23 protein-coding genes are annotated in these 24,920 nt (G+C 51.8%); 10 read left to right on the forward strand and 13 right to left on the reverse strand.

Annotated features, from left to right (window positions below):
• Positions 1–64 precede the first annotated feature (64 nt).
• Positions 65–1,315 carry a cation:proton antiporter gene (locus EHT25_RS27860; RefSeq protein WP_124878668.1) on the forward strand — a complete coding sequence of 417 codons (1,251 nt, stop codon included), beginning with the start codon at positions 65–67 and terminating at the stop codon, positions 1,313–1,315.
• A gap of 11 nt (positions 1,316–1,326) precedes the next feature.
• On the opposite strand, the gene EHT25_RS27865 is transcribed toward EHT25_RS27860, so the two are convergent.
• Positions 1,327–2,727 carry a chloride channel protein gene (locus EHT25_RS27865; RefSeq protein WP_124878670.1) on the reverse strand — a complete coding sequence of 467 codons (1,401 nt, stop codon included), beginning with the start codon at positions 2,725–2,727 and terminating at the stop codon, positions 1,327–1,329.
• Positions 2,728–3,010: 283 nt separating this feature from the next.
• Here EHT25_RS27865 and EHT25_RS27870 point away from each other — a divergent pair, with 283 nt between their 5' ends.
• A complete protein-coding gene (locus tag EHT25_RS27870) occupies positions 3,011–4,720 on the forward strand; it encodes a tetratricopeptide repeat protein (RefSeq protein ID WP_124878672.1) in 1,710 nt (569 codons plus the stop codon).
• A gap of 165 nt (positions 4,721–4,885) precedes the next feature.
• Here EHT25_RS27870 and accC read toward each other — a convergent pair whose 3' ends face one another.
• The 8 genes from accC to EHT25_RS27910 all read right to left on the reverse strand — a co-directional run bounded on the left by accC (position 4,886) and on the right by EHT25_RS27910 (position 12,182).
• A complete protein-coding gene (gene accC / locus EHT25_RS27875) occupies positions 4,886–6,229 on the reverse strand; it encodes an acetyl-CoA carboxylase biotin carboxylase subunit (RefSeq protein ID WP_124878674.1) in 1,344 nt (447 codons plus the stop codon).
• 77 nt (positions 6,230–6,306) lie between these two features.
• Positions 6,307–6,777, reverse strand: a complete 471-nt coding sequence (gene accB / locus EHT25_RS27880; protein ID WP_124878676.1) for an acetyl-CoA carboxylase biotin carboxyl carrier protein — start codon at positions 6,775–6,777, stop codon at positions 6,307–6,309.
• A gap of 75 nt (positions 6,778–6,852) precedes the next feature.
• A complete protein-coding gene (gene efp / locus EHT25_RS27885; RefSeq protein ID WP_124878678.1) occupies positions 6,853–7,416 on the reverse strand; it encodes an elongation factor P in 564 nt (187 codons plus the stop codon).
• Positions 7,417–7,527: 111 nt separating this feature from the next.
• The gene (locus EHT25_RS27890; protein WP_124878680.1) at positions 7,528–8,514 is read right to left on the reverse strand and encodes a beta-ketoacyl-ACP synthase III; all 987 of its coding nucleotides are present in this window, start codon (positions 8,512–8,514) and stop codon (positions 7,528–7,530) included.
• Positions 8,515–8,628: 114 nt separating this feature from the next.
• Positions 8,629–9,567, reverse strand: a complete 939-nt coding sequence (gene plsX / locus EHT25_RS27895) for a phosphate acyltransferase PlsX (protein ID WP_124878682.1) — start codon at positions 9,565–9,567, stop codon at positions 8,629–8,631.
• Positions 9,568–9,750: 183 nt separating this feature from the next.
• Complete coding sequence (gene rpmF / locus EHT25_RS27900; protein WP_038121838.1) at positions 9,751–9,945, reverse strand: 50S ribosomal protein L32; 195 nt, start codon at positions 9,943–9,945, stop codon at positions 9,751–9,753.
• A 78-nt stretch (positions 9,946–10,023) separates the two neighbouring features.
• On the reverse strand, positions 10,024–10,569 hold the full coding sequence (locus EHT25_RS27905) for a YceD family protein (RefSeq protein ID WP_124878684.1): 546 nt from the start codon (positions 10,567–10,569) through the stop codon (positions 10,024–10,026).
• 65 nt (positions 10,570–10,634) lie between these two features.
• The gene (locus EHT25_RS27910) at positions 10,635–12,182 is read right to left on the reverse strand and encodes an ArnT family glycosyltransferase (RefSeq protein WP_124878686.1); all 1,548 of its coding nucleotides are present in this window, start codon (positions 12,180–12,182) and stop codon (positions 10,635–10,637) included.
• Positions 12,183–12,348: 166 nt separating this feature from the next.
• On the opposite strand from EHT25_RS27910, the gene EHT25_RS27915 reads away from it, so the two are divergent.
• Entirely contained in the window at positions 12,349–12,924 is a 576-nt protein-coding gene (locus tag EHT25_RS27915) for a phosphatase PAP2 family protein (RefSeq protein WP_229311818.1), read from the forward strand.
• A 295-nt stretch (positions 12,925–13,219) separates the two neighbouring features.
• Positions 13,220–14,506, forward strand: coding sequence for an anthranilate phosphoribosyltransferase (locus EHT25_RS27920; RefSeq protein WP_124878689.1), 1,287 nt, complete (start codon positions 13,220–13,222; stop codon positions 14,504–14,506).
• Between the two features lies 1 nt (position 14,507).
• Here the strand turns inward: EHT25_RS27920 and mog are convergent, their stop codons facing one another.
• Positions 14,508–15,044: a molybdopterin adenylyltransferase gene (gene mog, locus EHT25_RS27925; RefSeq protein ID WP_124878691.1), complete on the reverse strand. Its 537-nt coding sequence runs from the start codon at positions 15,042–15,044 to the stop codon at positions 14,508–14,510.
• 91 nt (positions 15,045–15,135) lie between these two features.
• Here mog and EHT25_RS27930 point away from each other — a divergent pair, with 91 nt between their 5' ends.
• Positions 15,136–16,785 (forward strand): ArnT family glycosyltransferase, encoded by a 1,650-nt coding sequence (locus tag EHT25_RS27930; protein ID WP_124878693.1) that lies wholly within the window; start codon positions 15,136–15,138, stop codon positions 16,783–16,785.
• Between the two features lie 7 nt (positions 16,786–16,792).
• Here EHT25_RS27930 and EHT25_RS27935 read toward each other — a convergent pair whose 3' ends face one another.
• Together EHT25_RS27935 and EHT25_RS27940 are read right to left on the reverse strand one after the other, a co-directional pair.
• Positions 16,793–17,683 (reverse strand): alpha/beta fold hydrolase, encoded by an 891-nt coding sequence (locus tag EHT25_RS27935; protein ID WP_124878695.1) that lies wholly within the window; start codon positions 17,681–17,683, stop codon positions 16,793–16,795.
• A gap of 121 nt (positions 17,684–17,804) precedes the next feature.
• Positions 17,805–18,743: a CPBP family intramembrane glutamic endopeptidase gene (locus EHT25_RS27940; protein WP_124878697.1), complete on the reverse strand. Its 939-nt coding sequence runs from the start codon at positions 18,741–18,743 to the stop codon at positions 17,805–17,807.
• Between the two features lie 126 nt (positions 18,744–18,869).
• Between EHT25_RS27940 and EHT25_RS27945 the strand changes: the two genes are divergently transcribed.
• Positions 18,870–19,628, forward strand: coding sequence for an SDR family NAD(P)-dependent oxidoreductase (locus EHT25_RS27945; protein ID WP_124878699.1), 759 nt, complete (start codon positions 18,870–18,872; stop codon positions 19,626–19,628).
• Positions 19,629–19,658: 30 nt separating this feature from the next.
• On the opposite strand, the gene EHT25_RS27950 is transcribed toward EHT25_RS27945, so the two are convergent.
• The gene (locus EHT25_RS27950) at positions 19,659–20,597 is read right to left on the reverse strand and encodes a polysaccharide deacetylase family protein (RefSeq protein WP_124878701.1); all 939 of its coding nucleotides are present in this window, start codon (positions 20,595–20,597) and stop codon (positions 19,659–19,661) included.
• Between the two features lie 121 nt (positions 20,598–20,718).
• On the opposite strand from EHT25_RS27950, the gene EHT25_RS27955 reads away from it, so the two are divergent.
• Genes EHT25_RS27955 through EHT25_RS27970 form a run of 4 tightly spaced genes read left to right on the forward strand, consistent with a single transcriptional unit; the run spans position 20,719 to position 24,884 of the window.
• The gene (locus EHT25_RS27955) at positions 20,719–21,612 is read left to right on the forward strand and encodes an EamA family transporter (RefSeq protein ID WP_124878703.1); all 894 of its coding nucleotides are present in this window, start codon (positions 20,719–20,721) and stop codon (positions 21,610–21,612) included.
• Positions 21,613–21,616: 4 nt separating this feature from the next.
• On the forward strand, positions 21,617–22,837 hold the full coding sequence (locus tag EHT25_RS27960; RefSeq protein ID WP_124878705.1) for an acyl-CoA dehydrogenase family protein: 1,221 nt from the start codon (positions 21,617–21,619) through the stop codon (positions 22,835–22,837).
• Positions 22,830–23,906 carry a phosphotransferase family protein gene (locus tag EHT25_RS27965; protein WP_124878707.1) on the forward strand — a complete coding sequence of 359 codons (1,077 nt, stop codon included), beginning with the start codon at positions 22,830–22,832 and terminating at the stop codon, positions 23,904–23,906. The genes EHT25_RS27960 and EHT25_RS27965 overlap by 8 nt, the downstream gene beginning before the upstream one ends.
• A gap of 3 nt (positions 23,907–23,909) precedes the next feature.
• Positions 23,910–24,884, forward strand: coding sequence for an NADPH:quinone oxidoreductase family protein (locus EHT25_RS27970; protein WP_124878709.1), 975 nt, complete (start codon positions 23,910–23,912; stop codon positions 24,882–24,884).
• Positions 24,885–24,920: the final 36 nt, after the last annotated feature.

The following is a 24,920-nucleotide window of genomic DNA, read 5'->3' on the forward strand; positions in this document are numbered from 1 at the left end:
AATTACGGTCGATTTGATTTATTCAATAGAAATTTAAGGCAATCTTGTGTAATTCTTTATCTGAATGGACTTATTTACACTCGTTACACTTCTGATTGTTATTTCGGCCGCATTCGCCTATCTCAATACCCGCTGGCTGAAACTACCCGATGCCATTGGTATTATGGTGTTGTCGCTCCTTTTTTCGGTGTTGCTAATCGGATTGAATGCCATTCATTCCGCCTGGTTTGCGCTAATCCGCCAGGCATTGGAACAAATCGATTTTGGTCGTGTTTTGTTCGATGTCATGCTCAGTTTCCTACTGTTTGCCGGAGCCTTTCATACGGATTCCGCCCAATTGAAACTGGAGCGACGGTCGGTCATGCTGTTTGCCTTAATCGGCGTACTGTTAAGCACAGCTCTGGTTGGAACCGGGCTTTATCTATTGTCCGGATGGTTCGGACTCACCTTGTCATATCCGGTTTGTTTGCTGTTCGGTGCTTTGATTTCGCCCACCGACCCTATTGCTGTGCTGGGTATCTTAGCCAAATTCAAGTTGCCCGAGAATGTCAAACTCAACATCGTGGGCGAGTCTTTGTTCAACGATGGCGTTGGAGTAGTCGTATTTGCTTCCATTTATCGCATCGTTGTCAACGGCTCCGACAGCATTAGTGCAGGAGAAATCGGCTTGCTATTTTTAGAAGAAGCCGGAGGTGGAATCGTGTTTGGACTGGCTTTGGGCTATGGAATGTTCTGGCTTCTGCGTTCCATCAACCACTACCAAACGGAAGTAATCATTACCGTAGCAGGGGTAATGGGGGGCTACCTGCTGGCACAAACACTGCACATTTCCGGACCACTGGCCATGGTGGTGGCGGGTCTGTTCGTAGGTGGGTATGCCCGGAAGGGAGCCATGAGCCATACGACTGAAGAGTACGTCGATAAGTTTTGGGAATTGATCGATGGAATCCTGAATGCGCTACTTTTTGTGTTGATTGGCCTCGAATTGTTACTCATCGACTTTCAGTCGCGGTACTGGCCGATTTGTCTGGCTGTTGTCTTTTTAGTTTTGTTTGCCCGATTCATCTCGATTTGGTTCCCTTTCAGGTTAGCCCGGAAGTGGCTCGATCTGGACGATAAAGCGCCGATTATGCTGACCTGGGGTGGCTTACGGGGTGGGTTATCCATTGCCATGGCCCTGTCAATTCCAGCGACATTACCAAATAAAGATCTGTTGGTTACAATTACCTATGCCGTTGTGCTGTTCTCGGTGATTGGCCAGGGCCTGACCATGGAACGGCTTATTCGACGGCTCTACCCACCGAAGAAAGAATGAGCGCCAACGGGTTAATTAGTACCTGTCGGTTTTGAAGCAGGGTCATCCGTAGATGAATGGATCAAGGTTTCACGGACAAAGCCGGTTTTTAAGTGTTCATAGAAGGAAACCGGATCCACCAGCGAGGCTGCTCCCTGCGCCATTAAGCCCCCCAACAGTAACTGGAAGATGGCCGAATGCCGGTCCGTCATTTCCAGGACCAGAATAGCCGCTGTAAACGGCGAACGAACCACCCCCGTCAGGAAACTAACCATGCTGACCAGAATGAGCAGGTTGGTGTTAGTTGGAGCAACATTCAGCAATCGGGAAAGGCCATCGCCGAGAATGGCACCGGCGCTTAACGAAGTAGCGAAAATACCGCCCGCTGCCCCGCTGCTGTAACTGAGAGCCATACCGGCAAACCGCACCGGAAAGAGGTACCAGGGCGTCAGGTGATCGTTCTGAAACAAGAGCCGATTGATGATGGGCTTGCCCGTTCCGACCGCGTCGGTTCCAACCAGAAAAGTCAGACCACCCAATAATAATCCACACCCGAATACCCATCCTGCCTGCGTAGCAACGGTACGGAATCGTCGGCGGTAGGCATTGACCCACAATAACGTTTTGGCAAAAACCGCACCCGCAAAACCGCAGAGGATCGCCACCAGGGCAATCACACCCAAAAACCAGCCGGTCGAAGCCGTAACCTTCGGAAAACCGAGGTACAAATAGGGCCCCAAAAGAGCTTGGGCCGTCATTCCGGCAATGATCACGGCGGTGAAAACGGCGGTTCGAAAACGGGTAATATGGGTTTGAGTAAGCTCTTCAACGACAAAGACGATTCCTCCCAGCGGGGTGTTGAACGCAGCAGCCAAACCAGCCGCCCCGCCGGTGACGAGGGCAATCTGGCGCGACAGTTGGGGCCAGCCAGCCGGTTGGAGCCGGTTAATGGCCCGGAAAATGGCCGCCGAAATCTGGATGGTTGGTCCTTCCCGGCCAATGACGCCACCACCCATCAGCAAGACGACACTACTCAGGACTTTCACAATCGCTACCCGCAGACTGAGCAGATGGGCAATCCGTCCATGCGTAGTCGGACTGGACAGTTCAATACCGGCCATGACCTGCGGAATGCCACTTCCCCGGGCAGCAGGGGCCAGTTTGGCCACGATCCACCAGGCAACTACGAAAGCTGTTGGCGTCAGCATGAATACCAGCAGGGGCTGCGTTCGAATCCAGGCAAAACTGGTTTGCTCGGCCCACACAAAAAGCTCTTCATAGCCAACCGCCACCAGACCGGTTAGGATGGAAGCGACCCAAAAGGGCAAACTCTGGAGAATAACCCGGCGGACCCGCTCGGTGTATAACCGCCTGATCACATGTCGATCCAGCCAGGCCAGCACCTGGGCATATCGGGAAGGTCTATTGGTCATGGGTGAGCAAAATACGATCGGTTCTATACCTGTAACGGGTAGATTCGGAATCTGGTTACTAATCCGGTGAATTATAAGCAAATTTTAAGTTTTGATTCAGGCTGGACGTGAGCATTCCCAAAGCGCATCGGTAACCAATTGCAACACCTGGCGAGTTGGTCATTGTCTTCTCTAAGCCATTTCTAAGCAGTCTTTAAGCTCTCTTTTAGTTCCCGGCGGTAATTTGCTACTGTCTTCAGCAAAGTAAACGTTTCTCATTTGCTGAAGGAAAATCCTACGCGCTATGAAAATCTACCTATCATTTCTATTAGTTTTCAGCCCGGTCGTCAGTGCTTTAGCACAGGCACAATCCCCAAATGCAACCGAACTGCTGAGTCTGGGCCGGTTTCAGGAAGCCACCCAACTTCTCCGGCAAAACGCCCGGCAAAATCCATCCTTGCAAACCAACTTCGATGCCGGATACGGTTATCTCCGTTCCGGAAAACCTGATTCGGCCCAAATCTGGTTTGAAAAAGGTATTTTGATGGATGAAAAACGATTTCCGCTCAACCAAACCGGTTTGGCCATTATCACCTTGATTCAGAACGATAACACCAAGGCGAATCTGAAGCTGGAGGAAGTCATCAGCAGAAGTAAAGGGAAAAATGCGGAAATCTTGTTCCGCATTGGTGAAGCTCTCACGGGTTATCTGACTCCAGGCAATGGCTCCATCAAACCGTTGTATGCCAACGTGGTCAATCCGGCTAAAGCCATTGAGTATCTAAACCGGGCCGCCGACCGTGACAAGAAAAATGCTGCCATTCAACTGGCCCTCGGCGACGCCTATTACCTGAATCGGGACGCTGGCACCGCCGTGACCCGCTACGAAAATGCGCTGGAACTGGGAATGAATCCGGCGCGGGTTTATCAGCGGATCGGTGATATTTACTGGCAGGGAAGGAACCTGAATCTGGCGGTTGAAAATTATAAAAAGGCCATTGAGGCCAATTCCAGCTATGCTCCGGCTTATAACCAGTTGGCCGAATTGTACTTTCTGGTTAATCAATACAAGAACGCTGCCAGTTATATTGACCGGTATGTCAACGTTTCGCAAGACCATCGGCAGGAGACGCTCTTGCGGCAGGCTCAGTTCCATTTTCTGGCCAAAAACTACCAGCGAACCGTAAACCTGATCGACAGTAACCGTACGGTTTTAGCGTCGAATCCTATTGTGTATCGGATGGAAGGCTGGGCCTACTCGGCTCTGAAAGAACCTCAGAAAGCAATTCAGAATATCACTACGTTTTTGGAAAAAGCACCCGAAAAGGTGATGCCCGATGATTATAAATACCTCGGAATGGCCTACATGGGGATGGAAAACCCCGGCAGTGATTCCCTGAAAGCTGTTAACGATTCCATTGGAGTGACTTACCTTGGCAAAGCGGCTCCGTTCGATACGACGGAGAATCTATACAGCGATATGGCCAAGTATTATTACCGGGCGAAGAAACATTCTGAAGCGGTAGCCGCTCTGGATTCGGCGGCCAGGCACGGTTTCAAGGCGGATGTCCAGGACTTATTCCGTTACGGAATGAGCAATTATACGCTCGGTTTCCAACGCGATAGTGTAGGAAAGCTGGTTCGGGATACGATTCGTTTTGCAATGGCCGATTCCGCGCTGGCACTGGCCCAAAAAAGCTCGCCAGACTATGCACCGACCTTGCTTTACCGGGCGAAAGCCAATTACTATGCCTACACTCCCGAAGAAGCCGTTCGCAATGGGAAAGCCAAACCGTATTTTGAGCAGTTTATTGGGATGATAGCGGATAAAGAAGCCGAACGGAATCGGTATAAAAAAGATCTGTTGCTGGCTTTTAAATACCTGATTTCTTACGAAGAACTGGTTACCAGAAATGCAGAGGCCCGTAAAGAATGGCTCAACAAAGCAAATGCATTATTTCCTGACAATCAGGAACTAACCAAAATTGCAGCCCCTGCTGCCGATGAGCAATAAATTTTTATAGCCAGGGATGTGTAACCCAACCGCTACCGAAAAGTAACATTCCGGTAGCGGTTTTTGATTACAAGCCCTAAGGTTGAAAAAGGGCAGCTATCTAATGACCCGATGTTGGTTTATACCAGGGAATAAAACACGGACTAAAGGCCCGGTCCGTGGGTACTAAAGTGTACTGAAGTCAAACCCTTCCAGAAACGCCGTTGTGAACGCACCCGACTGGAATTTGGCGTCGTCCATCAGCTTGATGTGGAACGGAATCGTGGTTTTGATGCCCTCGATGACCACTTCCTGCAACGCCCGTTTCATCCGCGTGATCACTTCCTCGCGCGACTGCCCCGACACGATCAGTTTGGCGATCATCGAGTCGTAGTTCGGTGGAATGGTATACCCGCTGTAAACGTGGCTATCGATCCGGATGCCGTGGCCGCCGGGAAAGTGTAAGTTGGTGATCTTACCCGGTGAAGGACGAAAACCGTTGGCGGGATCTTCCGCGTTGATGCGGCATTCCATCGCGTAGATTTTCGGGGTGTAGTTTTTCCCCGAAATCGGCGTTCCGGCCGCTACCTTGATTTGTTCTTTAATCAGGTCAAAATCAGTCACTTCTTCCGTAATCGGGTGTTCCACCTGAATCCGGGTGTTCATTTCCATGAAGTAGAAGTCACCGTGTTTGTCGACCAGAAACTCCACGGTTCCTGCCCCTTCGTACCCGATGGCCGAGGCCCCTTTGATGGCGGCTTCCCCCATCCGTTCCCGCAATTCGGAACTGACCACGGGCGAAGGGGTTTCTTCCACCAGCTTCTGGTGCCGACGCTGAATGGAGCAATCGCGCTCCGACAGGTGGCAAACTTTGCCGTATTGATCGCCCACAATCTGAATTTCGATGTGGCGCGGTTCTTCCACGTATTTTTCCAGGTACAAACCGTCGTTGCCAAAAGCCGCGCCGGATTCCATCTTGGCGTCGAGCCAGGCTTTTTCAAATTCGAGCTCGCTTTTGATGATCCGCATGCCGCGACCACCGCCCCCGGCAGTTGCTTTGATAATAACCGGATAACCGATCTCGACGGCCAGCCGCTTGCCTTCTTCTACTGATTCGAGCAGGCCTTCCGAACCCGGAATCACCGGAACTCCGGCGGCCCGCATCGTGGCTTTGGCGGTCGCTTTGTCGCCCATCGCGTTGATCTGCTCGGCCGTAGCTCCAATGAATTTAATGCCGTAATCGGCGCAGATTTGCGAGAATTCCGCGTTTTCGGACAGAAAACCGTAGCCGGGGTGAATAGCGTCGGCGCTGGTTACTTCGGCGGCCGAAATAATATTAGGAATATTCAGGTACGACTGGCGGCTCGGCGGTGGGCCGATGCAAACGGCCTCGTCGGCAAACCGTACGTGCAGGCTATCCCGGTCGGCAGTCGAATAAACTGCCACCGTCTTAATGCCCATCTCGCGGCACGTCCGGATGATCCGCAACGCGATTTCGCCCCGATTGGCGATGAGAATTTTCTTGAACATAATATCAGTTTACGGTTTACGGTTTATGGTTTACGGTTTACAGGATAACTATAGACCGTAAACTGTAAACCGTAAACTTAAATAGGTTCGACGAGGAATAACGGCTGATCGTATTCGACCGGAGTGGCGTTTTCGACCAGGACTTTGACGATCCGACCGGCCACTTCCGATTCAATTTCATTGAAGAGTTTCATGGCTTCGATGATGCAGACGGTTTTACCCGGCTTTACTTCATCGCCGATTTCCACAAATGATTCGGCGTCGGGGCCCGCCGAGCGGTAGAACGTTCCGATCATCGGGGATTTGATGGTCAGGTAGTTCGACGTATCCGCCTTGGGAGCCGAGGGTGGCGTCGCTGCGGAAACCGCTGGCTGCGCTGCCGGTAAAGCTGCCTGAACGGTCGGTTGTGCAACGGGCTGTGCCGCCAGAACCGGAGCTTGTCCGAAGCGCTTTACGCTCAGTTTCAGTTCATTGGTTTCGATACTGACTTCATCCAGGCCCGACTGCGCGATGAAATCAATAAGTTTCTGAATGTCTTTCGTGTCCATCTCTTTTTGAGTTATAAATGATGCGTTATGAAGGATGAATTCCAATCCATCGTCCATCATTCATAATTTCTAAACTTATTTAACTCGTTCTACGTAATCGCGGGTGCGGGTGTCGACCCGAATTTTGTCGCCCTGTTCGATAAACAGCGGTACCATAATGGTGGCACCGGTCGATACATCTACTTTCTTTTTGGCACTGTTGGCTGTATCGCCCCGAATACCCGGTTCTGAATACGTCACTTCCAGTTCCACAAAAGGCGGTAATTCGCAGGTCAACGGCGTATCGGTTTCGGCGTTGATCAGAATTTCAACTTCCTGACCTTCTTTCATCAAGTCAGATCCTTCGACAATTTTATCCGTCAGATTGATCTGATCGAACGTTTCATTGTCCATGAAATTATAGCCTGCCTCGTCTTTGTACAGGAACTGAAATTTCCGGCGTTCTACGCGCACCGGGTAAATCGTTACCCCGGCGTTGAACGTGTTGTCGAGTACTTTACCCGATGTCAAACTTTTCAGTTTCGTCCGAACGAAAGCTCCGCCCTTTCCGGGCTTAACGTGTTGGAATTCAGTAATTTGAAACAGATCGTGATTGAATTGAATAACGAGTCCGTTCCGAATGTCTGCGGTCGTTGCCATTATGTCTGAACTATGATTACAGTGATTAAATTGATTGACTATGATACTATGACTGGGATGATTAATGATGATTCTTTGGTCAAATCATATTCATCATCAAAATCACTGTAATCATAGTGCCCACTTCAGATAAACCGCTCCCCAGGTAAAACCGCCCCCAAAGGCGGCCAGAACCAGGTTATCGCCTTTGTTCAACTGCGACTCGTAGTCGAACAGGCAGAGCGGGATGGTTGCTGCGGTGGTATTGCCGTATTTATGGATGTTGAGCATGACCCGGTCCATGCCGAGGCCCATGCGGTTGGCGGTGGCTTCGATGATCCGTTTGTTGGCCTGGTGCGGCACCAGCCAGGCAACGTCACTGCCGGTCAGGTGATTGCGCTCCATGATTTCGGCGGAGACATCGGCCATGTTCTTGACCGCAAATTTAAACACCGACGGGCCGTCCTGGTAGACGTAGTGCCAGCGTTTATCGATCGTTTCGTGGGTGGGTGGGTAACGGCTACCGCCCGCTTTCTGAACCAGGTGGTTTTGCCCCGAACCGTCGGAGCGAATGATGGAATCGATGATGCCGTTTCCGTCCGTAGTGGGTTCCAGTAAAACCGCTCCGGCTCCGTCGCCAAACAGCACGCAGGTGGTCCGGTCGGTATAGTCGACAATGGCCGACATTTTATCGGCACCGACTACGACTACTTTTTTGTATTTCCCGGTTTCAATAAACTGAGTACCAATCGTTAATGCGTATAAAAAACCCGAACAGGCTGCCTGAATATCAAAACTTCCGACGGCCCGGATACCGGTCATGTCGCATATCAGATTAGCCGTCGACGGAAAAACGTAATCGGGCGTGGTGGTGGCGCAAATCAGCAGTTCAACATCCGCCGGTGCTGTACCGGTTTTAGCCAGCAAACCTTCCACTGCCCTGGCCGCCATGTGCGAGGTGCCTAGGCCTTCGCCTTTCAGAATATGTCGTTCTTTAATACCGGTGCGGCTGGTGATCCATTCGTCACTGGTATCCACCATTTTTTCCAACTCCGCGTTGGTCAGGATGTAGTCGGGTACATATCCGTATACGCCTGTAATTGCCGCTTTACTGTTCATACTCGGGAGGTGCAATCGATTTTATAGACAAGAGAAGAGAGACAGGAGACAAGAGAAATCGATCGCACTTGTGCTGGTGTCTTTTGTCTCATGTCTCTTCTCTTTTGTCTCATTTTAACTTAACGCCTGAGCAATTTTGGTATACGCATTGGATTCAACCTGCCGTTTTGCCAGACTAAGCATATTTTTGATGGCCAACGGCGACGAAATACCGTGGGCAATAATGACATTTCCATTTACGCCCACAATCGGACTTCCGCCGACGGATTCGTAATTGGTTTTATCGGTAAATTCGTGTTTGAGTCCCAGGTCTTTGGTCATTTCGTAAATCGACTCGCCCATTTTGAACAGGATATTGCCCGTAAAACCGTCGGTTACGATCACATCAGCTTTATCGCGGAAGAAATCTCCTCCTTCCATATTACCAATAAAATTAATTTTCCGGCTATCCTTCAACAACTGGTAGGCGGCCTGGGCAACGACGGACCCTTTCTGCTCTTCTTCGCCGATGTTCATCAGCGCGACCCGCGGTTTTTCGATTCCGAACGTATATTGGGCGTAAATAGAACCGATTTCGCCGAATTGCAGTAACATTTCCGGTTTGCAGTCGGCATTGGCACCAATGTCGACGATAACGGCAAAACCGCCACTCAACTGCGGTACAAAACCGGCAATGGCGGGGCGCATCACGCCTTCGATAGCCTTGATGCTAAACAGCGCGCCAACGTGCATGGCACCGGTATTGCCCGCGCTGCAAAAGGCATCGACCGACTTGTCACGTAAAAGTTTAAACCCAACTCCGATGCTGGAATTGGGTTTCTGTGAAAGCGCCTTGGTGGGGTGCTCTCCCATTTCGACCACATCTTCCGCATGGACTATTTCTACACTGGAGCCCGTGTAAGTATATTTTTGAAGAAGGTCTTCAATTACCCGCTGTTTGCCCACCAATACGATGGTGACGTCACTTGGTAATTCTTTAGTGGCCATTACGACTCCCTCCACAATAGCGTCCGGAGCGAAATCGCCACCCATAGCGTCGACTGCGATTCTCATTGAACCAGGTTTGGGTGCGCTGAATTGGTAAACGAAGTGTAAAAATACTAGTTGCCCGGCAATAAAAAAGTATTTCACGTTCATCCGGTCAGATTCCTGTGAAATACTTCTTACCCCCAACCGCCCGAAAGAGGTTTTCGATCATCTGAAAAAAGCCCTTGCGTGGGGTTGGGGGCTAAAATGTCAGGCTGTCGGTGCGTAATTTTCAATAACCACTTTGCCTTTGTAATACAGGTTGCCTTCGAATACGTGCGCTTTGTGACGAACGTGAATTTCACCCGTTGTCGCATCAAAGGACAATGCCTTGGCGGTCAGTTTGTCGTGCGTTCTACGCTTGTCCCGCCGGGTGCTTGAATGTCTGCGTTTGGGATGTGCCATAATTGTATCTTGTCAATTGTCAGTCTAGCTTGCCATTCTCCCACAACCGGAACGGCGCTGGAGTGATAACAAAGGATATTAATTATTATTCAGTTTTCGTAATGCTTCCCAGCGGGGGTCAACCGGCGGTTCGGCGGTTTCGTCATCCGGCCCCAGTGGCTCCGACCGATACACAACCTTGCCCTCCAGTTCCTCGTCTTCGTCGGTTTCTTCCTGACGAAAGCGGGGATGTAATTTTTTCATCGGCAACGACAGCGCGATAAAATCGAATAGGTAACGCGCAATGTTAATTTGCTGCGTATCCCACAGAATCAGTTCGATTTCGTCGGTCAGCTCCTCGACGTGGTCCGAATATTTCAGAAACAACTGTTCTTCAATGTCGATCGGTTCGTCAAAGGCATCCAGACTACGGTCGCAGACGAGTTCCACCGAACCCAGAATATGGAAATTCAGTTGAATCATCGATGACGATTTGGTCAGAACCAAATGGGTTTTGAATGATCCGCGCTGAATCAAATCCTGGTCCAGAGCCTCGAAAAATGCATCGCCCGATTCAAAATGGAACTCGTACGATTTGTCTTCCAGACTGCTGATGGAGATGGTGTATTTTTGCAACTCCTTCACGCTCTTCTCAAAATAGTCCGCAAAGTTACGAACTATTTCTGAATCCTAAAAGATTAGTGTTCAATTTACTGCCGTTTTGTTGGGCTAACCGGCGTTGAGCGCCGGTAGAGGGAGTACCTCTTTAACGGAACCGCCATCGGCTGATAGCCGGATTGGGCCAACTGCCGGGAAGGTTCGCATCGCTCATTGGTCAGGAAAAAAACCGGTTTTGTGTTCAGAGTGGTCAGCTCCAGTTGGTGATAGCGCTGCATGTAGCCGTGTAGCAACGGATCGGCCATGATTTCCGGACAAACGCCGAGCTGCAAGCCGGGGGAGACAATCGATCCGATTTTGGTCACATCCGATAAAATAGCCCGATAGCTGTGGTAGGGAGTTCCGGCAATTGCGATGCCGTACAAAACCGTGGTGACGCACGCCAGACCGCCAACCGTCCTTATCACCCGCAACCTGCGCAGACTCAGTTTCATCGCCTGAATCGCGGTCAGGAGTTGGGGCCCAATCCAGGCGGCTAATCCCAACGACAGATAGGGGAGAGCCGGTACGACGTAGTAATCGAACTGTTTGGTGGTGGCCATGATGGGCAGGGTACTGGTCAGACACAAGGCTGCATAAAACCGGATCATGCCCGAAAGCGGGCTAACGGACGCTTTGGTCTTGAACCCAAACCGGTTTAGAACCCATAAAATACCCATTAAAACCAGGGCGGGAGCGCTGTTGATGACTACTATTTTCAGGATAAAAGCCCGCCCGAAGAAACCGGCTGTCGTGGGGATTACTTCGCGCTTGTTGCTCAATGCTGCCAACACCTGCTGATTAAAATAGCTTTGTAGGAACAGCCGGGCGGGATCATACAACAGCACCAGCGTTAGGAGCAAACCAAAACCGCCGACCAGCAGGAAGGTCCACCGAAAGGCCGGACCTATTTTTACCGGCCAGTAATACGCCAGACCGAGCAGACCCGGAACCGCCAGCACGTGCAGGGCAACCGGCCCTTTGGTTAGAAAAGCCGCAAACAGCGCCAAAACCGCTCCGGAAGCCTTCAACAACGACCGTTTGGGGGTTTGCCAACCCGCAATCGTATAGTTGACAGTCAGCAAACAGAACAGGCTCATCGTTGCATCCAGGTAATTCTGGGCGTACGTCCACTCCGTAAGCCGGCAGGTAAACAAAATCAAAACCGGTAGCCATTCAAACCGGTGCAGCGGGTGATCGGCCGGAACCATTCGCCACCATAACTGAACCATCAGGGTGATAATCAGGAGAATGACGACAAAACAATAGATGCGTTCGGTTGCATAACTGTCGCCCAAAAACCGGAAAAACCAGGACTGGAGGTAGAACTGCAGGGGCGGATGTTCGTAGAACACCTCCGTCTGATTGTAGGGTAAATAGAACGAATGGGCAAAAACCGGTGACCAGAATGAGCCTTTTCCAATGGCCATGTTGCGGGCAATGGATGCGTAGATGAGTCCGTCGGACCACATGCCTTCGCGCAACAACCGTCGGAAAATAATAAACGCGCCCCAGGCAATGGTGAACAGCCAGCCAATGCGCCGATAAGCGACAGTGGCAGGCAGCACCGGTAAAAAACCGGGCGATGAAATTGACCTCATTGTGGACAGATTCATAAAAACCGTATCAATATACCGGCTTATTCCTTTTTTTTACGCAATATTCTTTATTTCTGCGCCTTCATGCCCCCTATATATGGAAGTCCTGACCAAGAATCGTTCCTTTTTTATAGTCTATCTTTTTTTCTTTATACTGGTTGGGGTACTAATGCTGCTCTATACCAAAACCGAACTGATGCAGTGGGTAAATGCGCACAACTGGCCGACCGGCGACCTGTTTTTTCAGTATGTGACCAACCTGGGCGACGGTGCCTTTGCGGTGATTGTCATCGTTGTGCTGCTGTTCCGTTCGTTCCGGGCTGCGCTGATGGGCGTAGCTGCGTTTCTGTTATCGACCCTGATTGTCCGCGTACTGAAAGAAGTGGTTTTTACCGGTTCGCTGCGGCCTCTGAAATACTTTGAACATTCCGAGTGGCAATACCGCATCATTGACGGACTGGATATTCACAGTTACAATAGTTTCCCGTCCGGCCATTCCACGACGGCCTTTGCGGTTTTCAGCCTGCTGGCATTGCTGGACGAACGCAAAAACCGGGGCTGGTTCTGGGCACTGCTGGCCGTCGTTACGGCCTATTCGCGCGTGTATCTTTTCCAGCATTTTGTCGAAGATATTTACGTCGGCTCCATCATCGGTACGGTTTCGTCCGTTGTGGTTTTTCTGCTTTTCAGCCGCTATTGGGACCGAAACCCGAAAGACTGGCACAACCGGCGTCTGCGGTTTTAGGTTTCCGAGATTATCATCCAAAAGATTCTTAAAATAATTACATCAGATCGGTAAATTGGCTGTTGGCTTTCCTTTCACGTATAGGCCTGTCTGAGCGGTTTTCCTGAATGTGCTGCAAAGCCATACACGCTATTTGGTAAAATTGTATATTGCCCAAAAAATAGGTTGCAAAAATGGGTTTATATCAATAATTATTTGGTATTTATCAAAAAAGCAGCATAAAATAAATCGTACTTATCAACAAAGCCTATCTCTTTTTGTAATTTGATGGTAAATTCCAAGGTTCCCATTCATTATGTCGCAACCGCAACCCATCGCTGATCCGACCGCAACGGCCTTAGGTCGGGGTATTCAACACATCGGTTTTGGGAAGCAGGGCCGCCGACCCCTGTCGCCCGCTTTGCTGGAAGAGTGCAAACAGGTATTGCTGTCGGGCCATGCCGATCCGTTGCAGAAAGGGGCATTTTTAGGGGCTTTACTGGCCAAAGGTCCCGTGCCGGAGGAGCAACCACTGGAAGTGGTTTTCGGAAAAGGCGCTTTTTTGAACCCTGCGTTTTTTATCAATAAAGTATGTCCGGATTTACCGACAAATCTGTTTCCCATTGCCACCAAACTCCTGAAAGGTCACAACCTGCGCCCCAGCGAAGCACATCAGCTGGGTAACTTTCTGTTTTTGGAAGACGATTGTGAGACGTTCAAAGGCATGGCCACCAGCATCTTACGAATCCGAATCGAATCCAACGACGAATACAAAGGATTCTACAATGCCGCGATGGAAACCATCACGCCCGGTTTTCGGCAACTGAGCTGCGTTGACCGGCCGCTGGTTCAGCTGGCCGAACCCTTCGACGGTGTGGAGCATACGTACCTGATTACGCCTTTACTGGCCCATTTTTTCGAGCAACGCGGCTATGGTTCGCTGTCGGTCGTGGGCCGGACGCCCGGGCCGAAATACACCCTCAACGCCCACGATCTGTACCTGTATCTGGGTTGCCAGATGTTGCAGAGCAATCACGAAATCAACACGCCCCCGGAGCCTTTCGGTTGGGTACTCGACCAGAAAGCGCTTTCGCCCGCGCTGAACCGCTGGGTCGACCGTCGGCGCGTCATCATCAACCGGCCGTTCCTGGCGACGCTCGAAAAAATCATGAATCCCTGCAGCGCCCGCGTTCTGGTGACGCCGGTTTTTCAGGTTCCTTTCCAGATGAAAATGGCCGAACTGGCGCTCATGGCCGGTTTTGACGCGGTTATTGTCATGAAACGTGGTCTGGAAGGAAGCCTGTCGCCCTCCACCAGCCGGAGCAGCGGCATTCTGTGCGCCGTTCGGACGGCCCGCGGGCATTTGTTCTACCAGCATTTCGACATCGATCTGCCCGCGTTTGCCGAATACCGCACCGCCAGCGACGAAATCGTGACCAATCTCCAGGTCAACGAAAACGTCCGGCTTATCCGCGAGTTCATGAAAGACGGCGAAACTACCAGCGATGACTTCGATAATCGCGTCCGTTTCACGCAGGCCTTATTAAGCCGGGGTATGGACTGGATCGAGGGGCAACTCGACGGTCGTAATAATAAGCTGTAAATCAGCTTGATTTGGGCCGAAAAATCGTCATCACTTCTTCGTGCGTCGTCAGATACGGCCCACCAATCAGATCAATGCAATACGGAATGGCCGGAAAAACCACCGACAGGCATTGCCCGATGGCCGTTGGTTTTCCGGGCAGGTTCAGAATCAGCGTCTGATTCCGAATTCCGGCGGTCTGGCGGGATAAAATGGCCGTTGGCACGTATTTCAGGCTTTCCTGCCGCATCAGTTCACCAAAACCGGGTAGCATTTTCTGGCAAACCGCTTCGGTGGCTTCGGGGGTCACGTCGCGCCGGGCCGGGCCGGTTCCGCCCGTTGTCACCACCAGACAGCAGCCTTCCACATCGGCCAGTTCGATGAGTGTCGCTTCCAGTTGCGGTTGTTCGTCGGGAATGACGCGGTAAATCGGTTCCCAGTCGCAGCTCAGGTAGCTGGTCAATAAATTCACCACGGCCTTGCCGGGAATGTCTTCGTAAATGCCCGCGCTGGCCCGGTCCGAAACATTAATAACGCCAATGCGAATGGGTGTTGCCATCGACAGAGTTTTAGATGATCCGGCAAAGATACACGCTGCCGTACTACGGATTGGGTAGTTTGCGTACTTTTGTGCCATCAACCCCAACGCCATGCCCCGAATCCCGTCGCGCTTTATTCCTCTGTTGATTGTTCTGGCCGGAGCGTTGTTTTATTTCCCGTTTCTGGGCCGCGTTCACCTCTTCGACTGGGACGAAATCAACTTCGCCGAGTCGGCGCGGGAAATGATCGTGACGGGCAATTACACGCGGGTTCAGATCAACTTTCAGCCATTTTGGGAAAAACCGCCCCTGTTTTTCTGGCTTCAGGTGCTGTCGATGAAGCTGTTCGGCATTGGCGAATTTGCCGCCCGGTTTCCCAACGCCGTCGTCGGCATTGCCACGCTGCTGGTGTTGTATTCGATCGGTAAAAAAGCCGTCGACGAACGCTTCGGGCTTTTGTGGGCGCTGGCGTATTTCGGTTCCTTAACGCCCCATCTTTATTTCAAATCCGGCATCATTGACCCAACATTTAACCTGTTTATCTTCCTGAGTGTCTGGTTCATGGCACGGGCGGTTTCGGCTTACGGTACCTCCGGCGCAACCCGGCAGGCGGTTTTTTCGGGCCTGTTCGTTGGGCTGGCGGTTTTGACCAAGGGGCCGGTCGGCGGTCTGCTGCTCGGCCTGACGTTTCTCGTTTACTGGGGTTTTCAGCAGTTTCGCCCGATGCTAAGTTTCCGGAACGGTTTGCTGTTTTTCGGCTGCGCGCTGGCGGTTGCGTCGGTCTGGTTCGGTCTGGAGTTAATCAAGAACGGTTTCTGGTTTTTCGAAGAATTTTTCCGCTACCAGATTCGCCTGTTCTCGACGCCCGATGCGGGCCACCAGCAACCGTTTTATTACCATTTTGTGGTGGTTCTGCTGGGCTGTTTTCCGATGTCGTTGCTGGCGATTCGCGGTTTTTTTGCGGGAACAACCGACAACTCAACGTCAAATGCGGTTTCGTTTCGGCGCTGGATGGTCATTCTGTTCTGGGTAGTAATGATTCTGTTTTCGATCGTCAAAACCAAAATTGTTCATTATTCGTCGATGGCGTGGTTTCCGGTTTCGTACCTGGCCGCGACGGTTTTGTACAGTTATCTGAACGGCCCGTTGAAATGGAACCGCTGGCTGACCGTCGGGATTGGTATCATTGGGGGCGTTTTGGGGTTGCTCATTACCGCGTTGCCGCTGGTCGGCATGCATGCCGCTGAACTGACGCCCTACATCAAAGACCCGTTTGCCGTCGCCAACCTGAGCGCGCCCGTCGAGTGGCAGGGCTGGGAATGGGCCATCGGAACGGCTTACGGCCTGGTGATTCTGGCACTGTTGGTAGTTCGGAAAAACCGCCCCGTCGGGAGTATGGTAACCTTGTTTCTGGCTACACCGGTTTTACTGTGGTTTGTTTTACCGGCGATCATCCCCAAAATTGAACGCTACACGCAGGGTGCGGTCATCGATTTTTACGAAGCGAAACAGGGCCAGGACATTTACATCGAGCCGATCGGTTACAAGAGTTACGCCCACCTGTTTTATTTTCGAAAACCACCGCCGACCAATCCGAACAGCTACAACGAAGACTGGCTCATCAACGGTCCGGTCGACAAACCGGCTTTTTTCGTCACCCGGAATTTCAACCTCGATCAATACCGCTACAACCCGAATCTGGAGATCATCCGCGAAGAAGCCGGTTTTGTTTTTTTACGGAGAAAACCGGTGTTTAAGTGATTGAAAGCTACTCACTACGTTTTAGCATCATTTTTAGCGTACCGATGACAAAATCCGCATCGTCCCGGTGCAAATAGTGCCCACTGTTTGACAGATAGATCAGGGCACCCCCTTTACTGGACAAATAGATAAACTTTTTCCAGCGTTCGATATTGACGTTCGTCCGTACTTCGAAAAACGCATCGTGATTATAATCGCTGCTTCTGCGGTCGGCAGGAACTTCAAACTTACCGCCGATAAAGAAATAAATCGGGACGTTGGGAACCGGTAAGCGCGTGATTTCGGCAAAGTCGGTGCGTCGCAACGCCGTCAGGTATCGCAGTTCGCTCGAGGGACCAAAACGGGCCGAATCGACCGGTACGGTTTTATACAGCCGGTCGTACAGCATTTCGTCGATCTTCTTTTCGGGAACGCCAATCCGTCGGAAAATGGCATTCCAGTCGTCTTTGGTTTCCGTAAAATCGGCGGGATCGATAAAAACCAAACCGGCCATGTCGTCGGGGTAAAAACCGGCAAAACCGCGCGTATAAATCCCGCCCATCGAATGCCCCACCAGAATGTATGGCGGTGAAATTTTCAACGTTTTCAGGATGGCTTTCAGATTTTCGGCCACCACCTGAACCGTTGGCGTTTGATAGACCTTCTCCGATTTTTCGACCCCAGCCCGGTCGTAGGCAAAAACCGGGGTGGTTTTCGCTAATTCATCGATCACCGTATTCCAGTTACCCAAGCCCATTCCCAGCCCGTTTTCAAAAATGAGCACCGGATCATTCGGTTTTCGATTTTCAAACCCTTTCACGTAAACATGGAACTGATGTCCGTTTACGTCCACCAGTTTTTCCTGGCAAAAAACCGGTAACGATATGAATAACAGGCATACGAGAAGAGCGGTTTTCATTGATTCAGCAGTTTAAGACGCCATTATCCAGAAATCAGCACCGGCGAATTTTAGCAAACATCACCAAATTTGCGGATAATAACTATAAATATAGTTATTATTTCTGAACGATTGTGTACCGCTATTTTCCCAATCCCAGCTGCAAAAACGCCGTCAGTTCCATTAGCCAGGCCACACCGAGGTGAATGATGACCCCGCCCCAGATGCTCCGGGTCTGGAGCGCGATGACGCCCAGAATGTAGCCCCCGAAAATCGAACTGATCGCTTCACCTGCCGGTTTCCCGAAGTGAATGAAGCAGTAGGTAATCACCATCGGGAAAACCGCTCCCCGGCCCAGAATCCGCGCCATGCCGATGACCAGAAAACCGCGAAACATCAACTCCGTGGGCACAAAATCCCAACCGTACGACAATTCATAAATCAGCGCCGTTACCCATTCCGGGACGTTGAAAAACTCGTTGGCATTGGTGTCTTTGTAGGTTGGGTATGACTCCAGAAACGACGGCTGGAAGGATGCGTAGGTGATCAGCGGCAACATGCACAGCAGCAGAATGAAATAGATTCGCAGCCCTTTCCACTTCGGCCGCATGCCGTAAAAACCGTTCGGTTCCTTTTCGATGAACCGGTAAAAAAGCAATAAGGGCAGAATAACTGTCAGCAGCGATTGCAAATTCCGCAGGCAATAGAACGCAAACTGATAAATCTGCCCATCGAAAACCGCATAACTCCATTCGTTAAATCCGTAAAAACCGGCATACCAACTGAAAATCGCCAACCCCGACAGGCTATAAACCCAGAAATCGCGCCGTTGCCAGATGTCCATGCGCTGGTGAAACCGCGTCCACAAAAACACGCCGGAATAGTAAGCAAAGGCGTACAGCAAAAAGTAGAAAAGAATCCGGATGTTTTGGCCCCGATACGCATCGATGTAACTGTCTTCGAAATCCAGGTAATAATTGATGCTGAGGCAAACCGCCAGAAACAGGGCGGCAAAACCGTATAAATCGGCGCGAAAGTCGGCTTTCAGGTGCTCGCGGAGGTAGCGGATCAGGTTACGCATGGTGGACCAAAGTTGGTGGAAAGCCGCCAGCAAACCAAAACCGTTCGGGTCGCAAAGTCAGTAAGTTAGGGTGAAATGGAACTTATGGATACTGAATTGATTCGCTTTTACCTAAATCCTTCCCTCATGGCCGACTTTTCCAATCAGGTTACCTTCATCACCGGAGCGGGTTCCGGCATCGGGCGGGCGACGGCTCTGGCTTTCGCGCAGGCCGGAGCGCAGGTCGTAGTGGCCGATGTCAACGAAACGAACGGGCAGCAAACCGTTGCCGAAATCCTTCAGTTGGGCCGCGAAGCCCGGTTTATTGCCTGCGATGTAGCCAATCCGGACGATGTTGAAAAGGCGGTGAAGTATACCATCGAGCAGTTTGGGCGGCTGGACATTGGCATTAACAACGCCGGAATTGGTGGCAAATACGCCCGGCTGGTCGATCAGACGTTCGACGACTGGAACCGGATGCTGGCCGTCAACCTGAGCGGTGTTTTTTACTGCATGCAGTCCGAAATCCGGCAGATGCTGGTGCAGGGTGGGGGCAAAATCGTCAACCTCTCATCGATTGCGGGTGTTCGGGGACTGGTGAAAGCCGCGCCCTATACGGCGGCTAAACACGGCGTAATTGGCCTGACCAAAACTGCAGCACTGGAATACGTCCGGCATAACATTCGCGTCAATGCGGTTTGCCCGGTTTATACGCATTCGGCGATGGTCGACGAATTGATCAATAGTTCACCCGATATGGAAAACCGCCTGCGCCGGGCGATTCCGATTGGGCGGTTTGGCCAGCCGGAAGAGATTGCCCAGGCCATTTTGTGGTTGTGTTCGGACGAAAACGCGTTTTGCACGGGCCAGGCGATTCAGATGGATGGCGGGTTAACGGCCGGTTGACGACGGGTAGAGACGCGATTAATCGCGTCTCTACGGATTTTCGGCCCATTTGGTGACCATCGCCGGAACCTCCGGTTCGCCTTTAAAAAAACCGCCCTTTTTGCCCTGCGTCAGCGCCCAGCGGTGCATCCACGAAATCCCGCCTTTGCCGATGTAGCCATCTTTCGAACGATAGGCCGGATCTTTCAGGGCTTCTTCCAGCGAGATAAATGTGTACCCGCTTTGCGTCAGCCGTTTCAGTAAGTCGCCCATGTAAACCGCATTAATCGTGTTGGCGTGCGTCAGCAACGACTGCGGAATCTGCCGCTTAAACAGCGAATCCGACTGCGCTTCGTAGTAGCGGACATAGGCCGTCATGTAATCCAGGTATTGTCGGCCAATCTCAACCGCCGACGCGCTGTCGCCTTTCAGCAGTGCATTATCGTAGGCGTGGGAAAACAGAAAATCGTAATTATCGACCGTCACCGGCGCTTCGCGGTAGTTGTGCTTCACTAAAAACCGCTCGAGCGAATCTTTTTTGGCGGGCGTTTCGCCTTTGCGGAGGTACGGATGCCGAAAAAACCGGAACGGTTTTCCGCGTTCTTCCACCAGTTTTTTCGTAATCTTTTCACCACCAGTCACTTCGTCGAAATAGTCCTGAATGGAAATAACCGTAAAGTCTTTGTGCGAAAACGTGTGATTGCCCAGTTCCAGCCCGGCATCGAGCCAGGCTTTCAGCACATTCACCTGATTGGGGTCGGGAGCGCCTTTGCCGTTCTGGTAAAGCCACTGCGAAATCACAAACCCGATGGCGGGAACGCGGTGCGTCTGAAAATGCCGGATCAGTTTTTGATTCATGATCAGTCGGCCATCGGGTGTCCGGTAAAAGTTGGTCACACCCGGCAGATCATCGACCGTGATAACGATTTTTTTCTGAGCCCAGAGTTGGTGGGAGAAAACAAGACAGAGCAGAAACAGCCGGAAGCGCATACCAGAAATCAGCTTATTCAACAAAGATTATGAACAATGAAAAACGCTTATCTACAAAATTTTTACTAAACTTTGACTTATTTCATGAATTGCACCGGACGGCTTTCCGGTTTACGCACGTATGTTAGTCCTTATCCTTACCCTCACCACCGTCGCCATCGTCGTCCGCATTGTATCGAGTCCCTTATCGAACGTTTTCCAGAAACAACTCACCCAACGGGCCGCCGAGCCTTTATTTGTCAGTTCCGCAACCTACGGTTTTTTGGCCCTATTAACAATCACGTTCTGGCCGGACTTGAATTTATCCGGTTTGCCTGCGGATTTCTGGTGGGCGGTGCTCATCTTTAATTCAATTGGTGTATTGGGTAATGTGTTGTTGATCAAGGCGATACGGACCGGTGAGTTGTCGGTTCTCGGCCCGGTCAACGCTTATAAATCCGTGGTCAGTATTCTGTTCGGGATTGTTTTGCTGAACGAAATACCGAGCTGGATGGGCGCATTCGGAGTCGTTCTGATCATCGCCGGGAGTTACTTCGTTTTGGGGTCGGGGCAGAAAGGAGGCCGGTTTTCCTTTGATATTCTGAAAAAGCCGGAAATTCAGCTTCGGCTGATTGCGCTGGTCTGCTCGGCCATCGAAGCGGTTTTTCTCAAGCGGGCCATGCTGCTTTCGACACCCATGACCACCTTTGTGCTCTGGTGCGCGCTGGGTTTTCTGTTCTCGTTCGGCTGGGTCGTCCTGACGCTCCGCAGTCGCTGGAAGGAACAAATTCGGGTGCTTTCCGCCCAAAAAGGAACGTACGCAGCCCTGTTCATTTCGGTTGGTTTGATGCAGTTTTCGACTAACACGGCCTTTGGCGGGATGCAGGTGGGCTATGTTCTGGCATTATTCCAGACCTCGGTTTTGCTGAACGTCCTGTTTGGGTATCAGTTCTTTAAGGAGAAAAATATTGTTCAGAAACTCATCGGTGCGGCCATTATGGTGACCGGGGCGGTTTTAATCGTCGTTTATAAATAAGCAAATGGAAGACCTTTTCGCGACCGACCGCACCCGCCCCCTGATTCCCCGCATCCGGGATTTTATTGAAACCGAACTCATTCCGCTCGAAACCGCCGATTACCTCACCGGCCCTTTTTCCAACGTAGCCAACATGCTGGATCAAAAACGGGAATTGGTGAAAAAACTTGGGTTGTGGGGACTGCAATTCGGTACCGACGAAGGCGGTTTGGGCCTGACCTTGTGCGAATTCGGGCAAATCAGCGAAGTGCTGGCGACCAGTCCGTTTGGTCATTACACCTTTAATTGCCAGGCTCCCGATATTGGGAACATGGAGTTGCTACACAAACACGCGTCGGACGAACTCAAAGAGCGGTTTCTGGAAGCCCTCAAAACCGGTCGGATTCGTTCCTGTTTTTCGATGACCGAGCCCGAATTTGCAGGTTCGAATCCCACGCAACTGGGAACCATCGCTGCTCGCGAAGGAAACGAATACGTTATCAACGGTCATAAGTGGTTTACATCTTCCGCCGATGGCGCGGCATTTGCCATTGTTATGGCCGTCACCAATCCCGATGCCGCGCCCCACCGCCGGGCCAGCATGATTCTGGTGCCAACCGACACGCCCGGTTTTCGTCTGGTCCGCAACATCTCCATCATGGGCGATTCCGGCGACCACTGGGGCAGTCATTCGGAAGTGGTTTACGACAACGTGCGGGTACCGGTTTCTAATCTGATTGGGGGCGAAGGGCTTGGTTTTACGCTGGCGCAGGAACGGCTGGGGCCGGGCCGGATTCACCACTGCATGCGCTGGATCGGCATCAGCGAACGCAGCTTTGACCTGATGTGTCGCCGGGCGGTCGCACGCGAAATCGAACCGGGCGTGCGGCTGGGCGAAAAGCAGTTTATTCAGGGATTTATTGCCGAAAGCCGCGCCGAAATCGATGCAGCCCGGCTGATGGTCTTGCGAACCGCCCACAACATCGACCGGTTTGGAGCCGCCAGCGTGCGCAACGAAATCTCGGCCATCAAATTTTTCGTGGCCAACGTCATGCTGAAAGTCGTGGATCGCGCCATTCAGACGTTTGGTGCGATGGGCATTACCGACGACCTGCTGCTGGCCTGGTATTACCGGCACGAACGGGGTGCGCGGATTTACGACGGCGCCGACGAAGTGCATAAATCCGCTTTGGCCCGAAGTATTTTGAAAAACTACGGTTTGGACGTAAAAAAGAAAAATGGCTGAGCTGAAACCCGATTCCGCCACCACAGTCCGCCCTGGCGAAGAGCTGGATCTGGCGGTTTTGAATCCGTTTTTGAACGATGCCGTTCCCGGTTTTGGAAACATCACGGAATGCAGGCAGTTTCCCGGAGGCTATTCCAATCTGACGTATTTGCTCAAAACCGACGCGGGAACGCAGGAGTTTGTGCTCCGCCGACCGCCGTTTGGTGCCACTATCAAAGGCGGACACGATATGGGGCGGGAATTTCGGGTTTTGTCGTTGCTCCGATCGGCGGGTTACCCGAAAATTCCGGAGCCGGTGATTTTCTGTGACGATGAAACCGTACTGGGTTGCCCGTTTTACGTCATGAAGCGGGTCGCGGGCGTCATTCTGCGGGCGCATACGGCTCCCAAAATGGCGATTTCGGCGGAAACGATGCGTCGGATATCGGAGTCATTGGTCGATAATCTAGTGCAGCTCCACGACATCGACATTCAGAAAACCGGTCTGGTTCAATTGGGAAAACCGGAAGGTTACGTGCGTCGGCAGGTGGAGGGCTGGCACCGGCGTTACCTGAATGCCCAAACCGACGATTTACCCGACATGGACACACTGGCCCGTTGGCTGACGGAACATTTGCCGCCCGAAAATCCACCGACCCTGCTCCATAATGACTATAAATACGACAATGTAGTGCTGAATCCGGCCGACCTGACCGACATTCGGGCGGTTTTGGATTGGGAAATGTGTACCGTGGGCGATCCTATGATGGACGTCGGAACCGTGCTCTCCTATTGGGCCGAAGTCGCCGACGGCGTGTTCGAAAAGTCGTTCAATCTGACCTGGCTGCCCGGCAATCTGACCCGACAGGAGTTTGCCGATCGGTACGCCGAACGCAGCGGTCGCGATTTGTCAGCTATTTTATACTACTATATATTTGGTTTGTTCAAGAATTCGGTTGTGATTCAGCAAATTTACAGCCGTTATCAAAAAGGGCTGACGCAGGACCCGCGCTTTGCCGAATTGCTGACGGGCGTGCAGGCGCTGGCCCGGAAAGGCACGAAATCCATTGAACACAACAAAATGAGGTAACCCATGAAAGCCGTTCTCTGCCGCCAGTATGGCCCGCCCGAAACCCTGACCGTGGAAGAAACCGAATCGCCGAAAGCCACGAAGGGCAAGCTGGTGATTCAGGTGAAAGCCTGCGGAGTCAATTTCCCCGACACGCTGATGATTCAGGGCAAATACCAGTTCAAACCGCCATTTCCGTTTTCACCCGGTGGCGAAGTCGCCGGGGTGGTGAAAGAGGTCGGTGAAGGCATTACGCACCTAAAACCGGGCGATGCGGTTTTTGCGCTGACGGGCTGGGGCGGTTTTGCCGAGGAAGTGCTGGCCGACGGTTCCAAGACTTTTCCGATTCCAGACGGCATGGATTCCGTGACGGCGGCATCGCTCATGTACACCTACGGCACCTCGTACCACGCGCTGAAAGACCGTGCCAATCTGCAACCCGGCGAAACGTTGCTGGTATTGGGAGCCGCTGGCGGTGTTGGATTAGCCGCTGTTGAATTAGGGAGAATCATGGGCGCAAAGGTCGTTGCGGCTGCTTCGACCGACGAAAAACTGGCACTCTGCCAACAAACCGGCGCGGGCGAAACCATTAATTACAGCCGCGAAGACCTCCGCGAACGGATTAGGGAAATAACCGGCGGCTCCGGTGTCGATGTTATTTATGACCCGGTCGGTGGCGACCTGAGCGAAGCGGCTCTGCGTTCGATTAGCTGGCGGGGGCGGTATCTGGTGGTCGGTTTTGCGGCCGGATCGATTCCGAGCATTCCGCTGAATTTGCCGCTGCTGAAGGGTTGTTCGGTGGTTGGGGTTTTCTGGGGGGCATTTGCCGAAAAACAACCAAAAGATAATTTTAAAAATGTTCAGGCGCTCTTGACGTTCTATCAGAAGGGCGAGATGAAACCGCACATTCAGGCGGAATATCCGCTCGAAAAAGTGCCCCAGGCCCTGACCGAAATGATGCACCGGCAGGTGATGGGAAAGCTGGTGATTACGCCCTGAAGGCTGTCACCCCTAAATTCCCAGAAGGGACTTGGA

The sequence above is a fragment of the Larkinella rosea genome, from assembly GCF_003858635.1.
GTDB classification, from domain to species: Bacteria; Bacteroidota; Bacteroidia; order Cytophagales; family Spirosomataceae; genus Larkinella; species Larkinella rosea.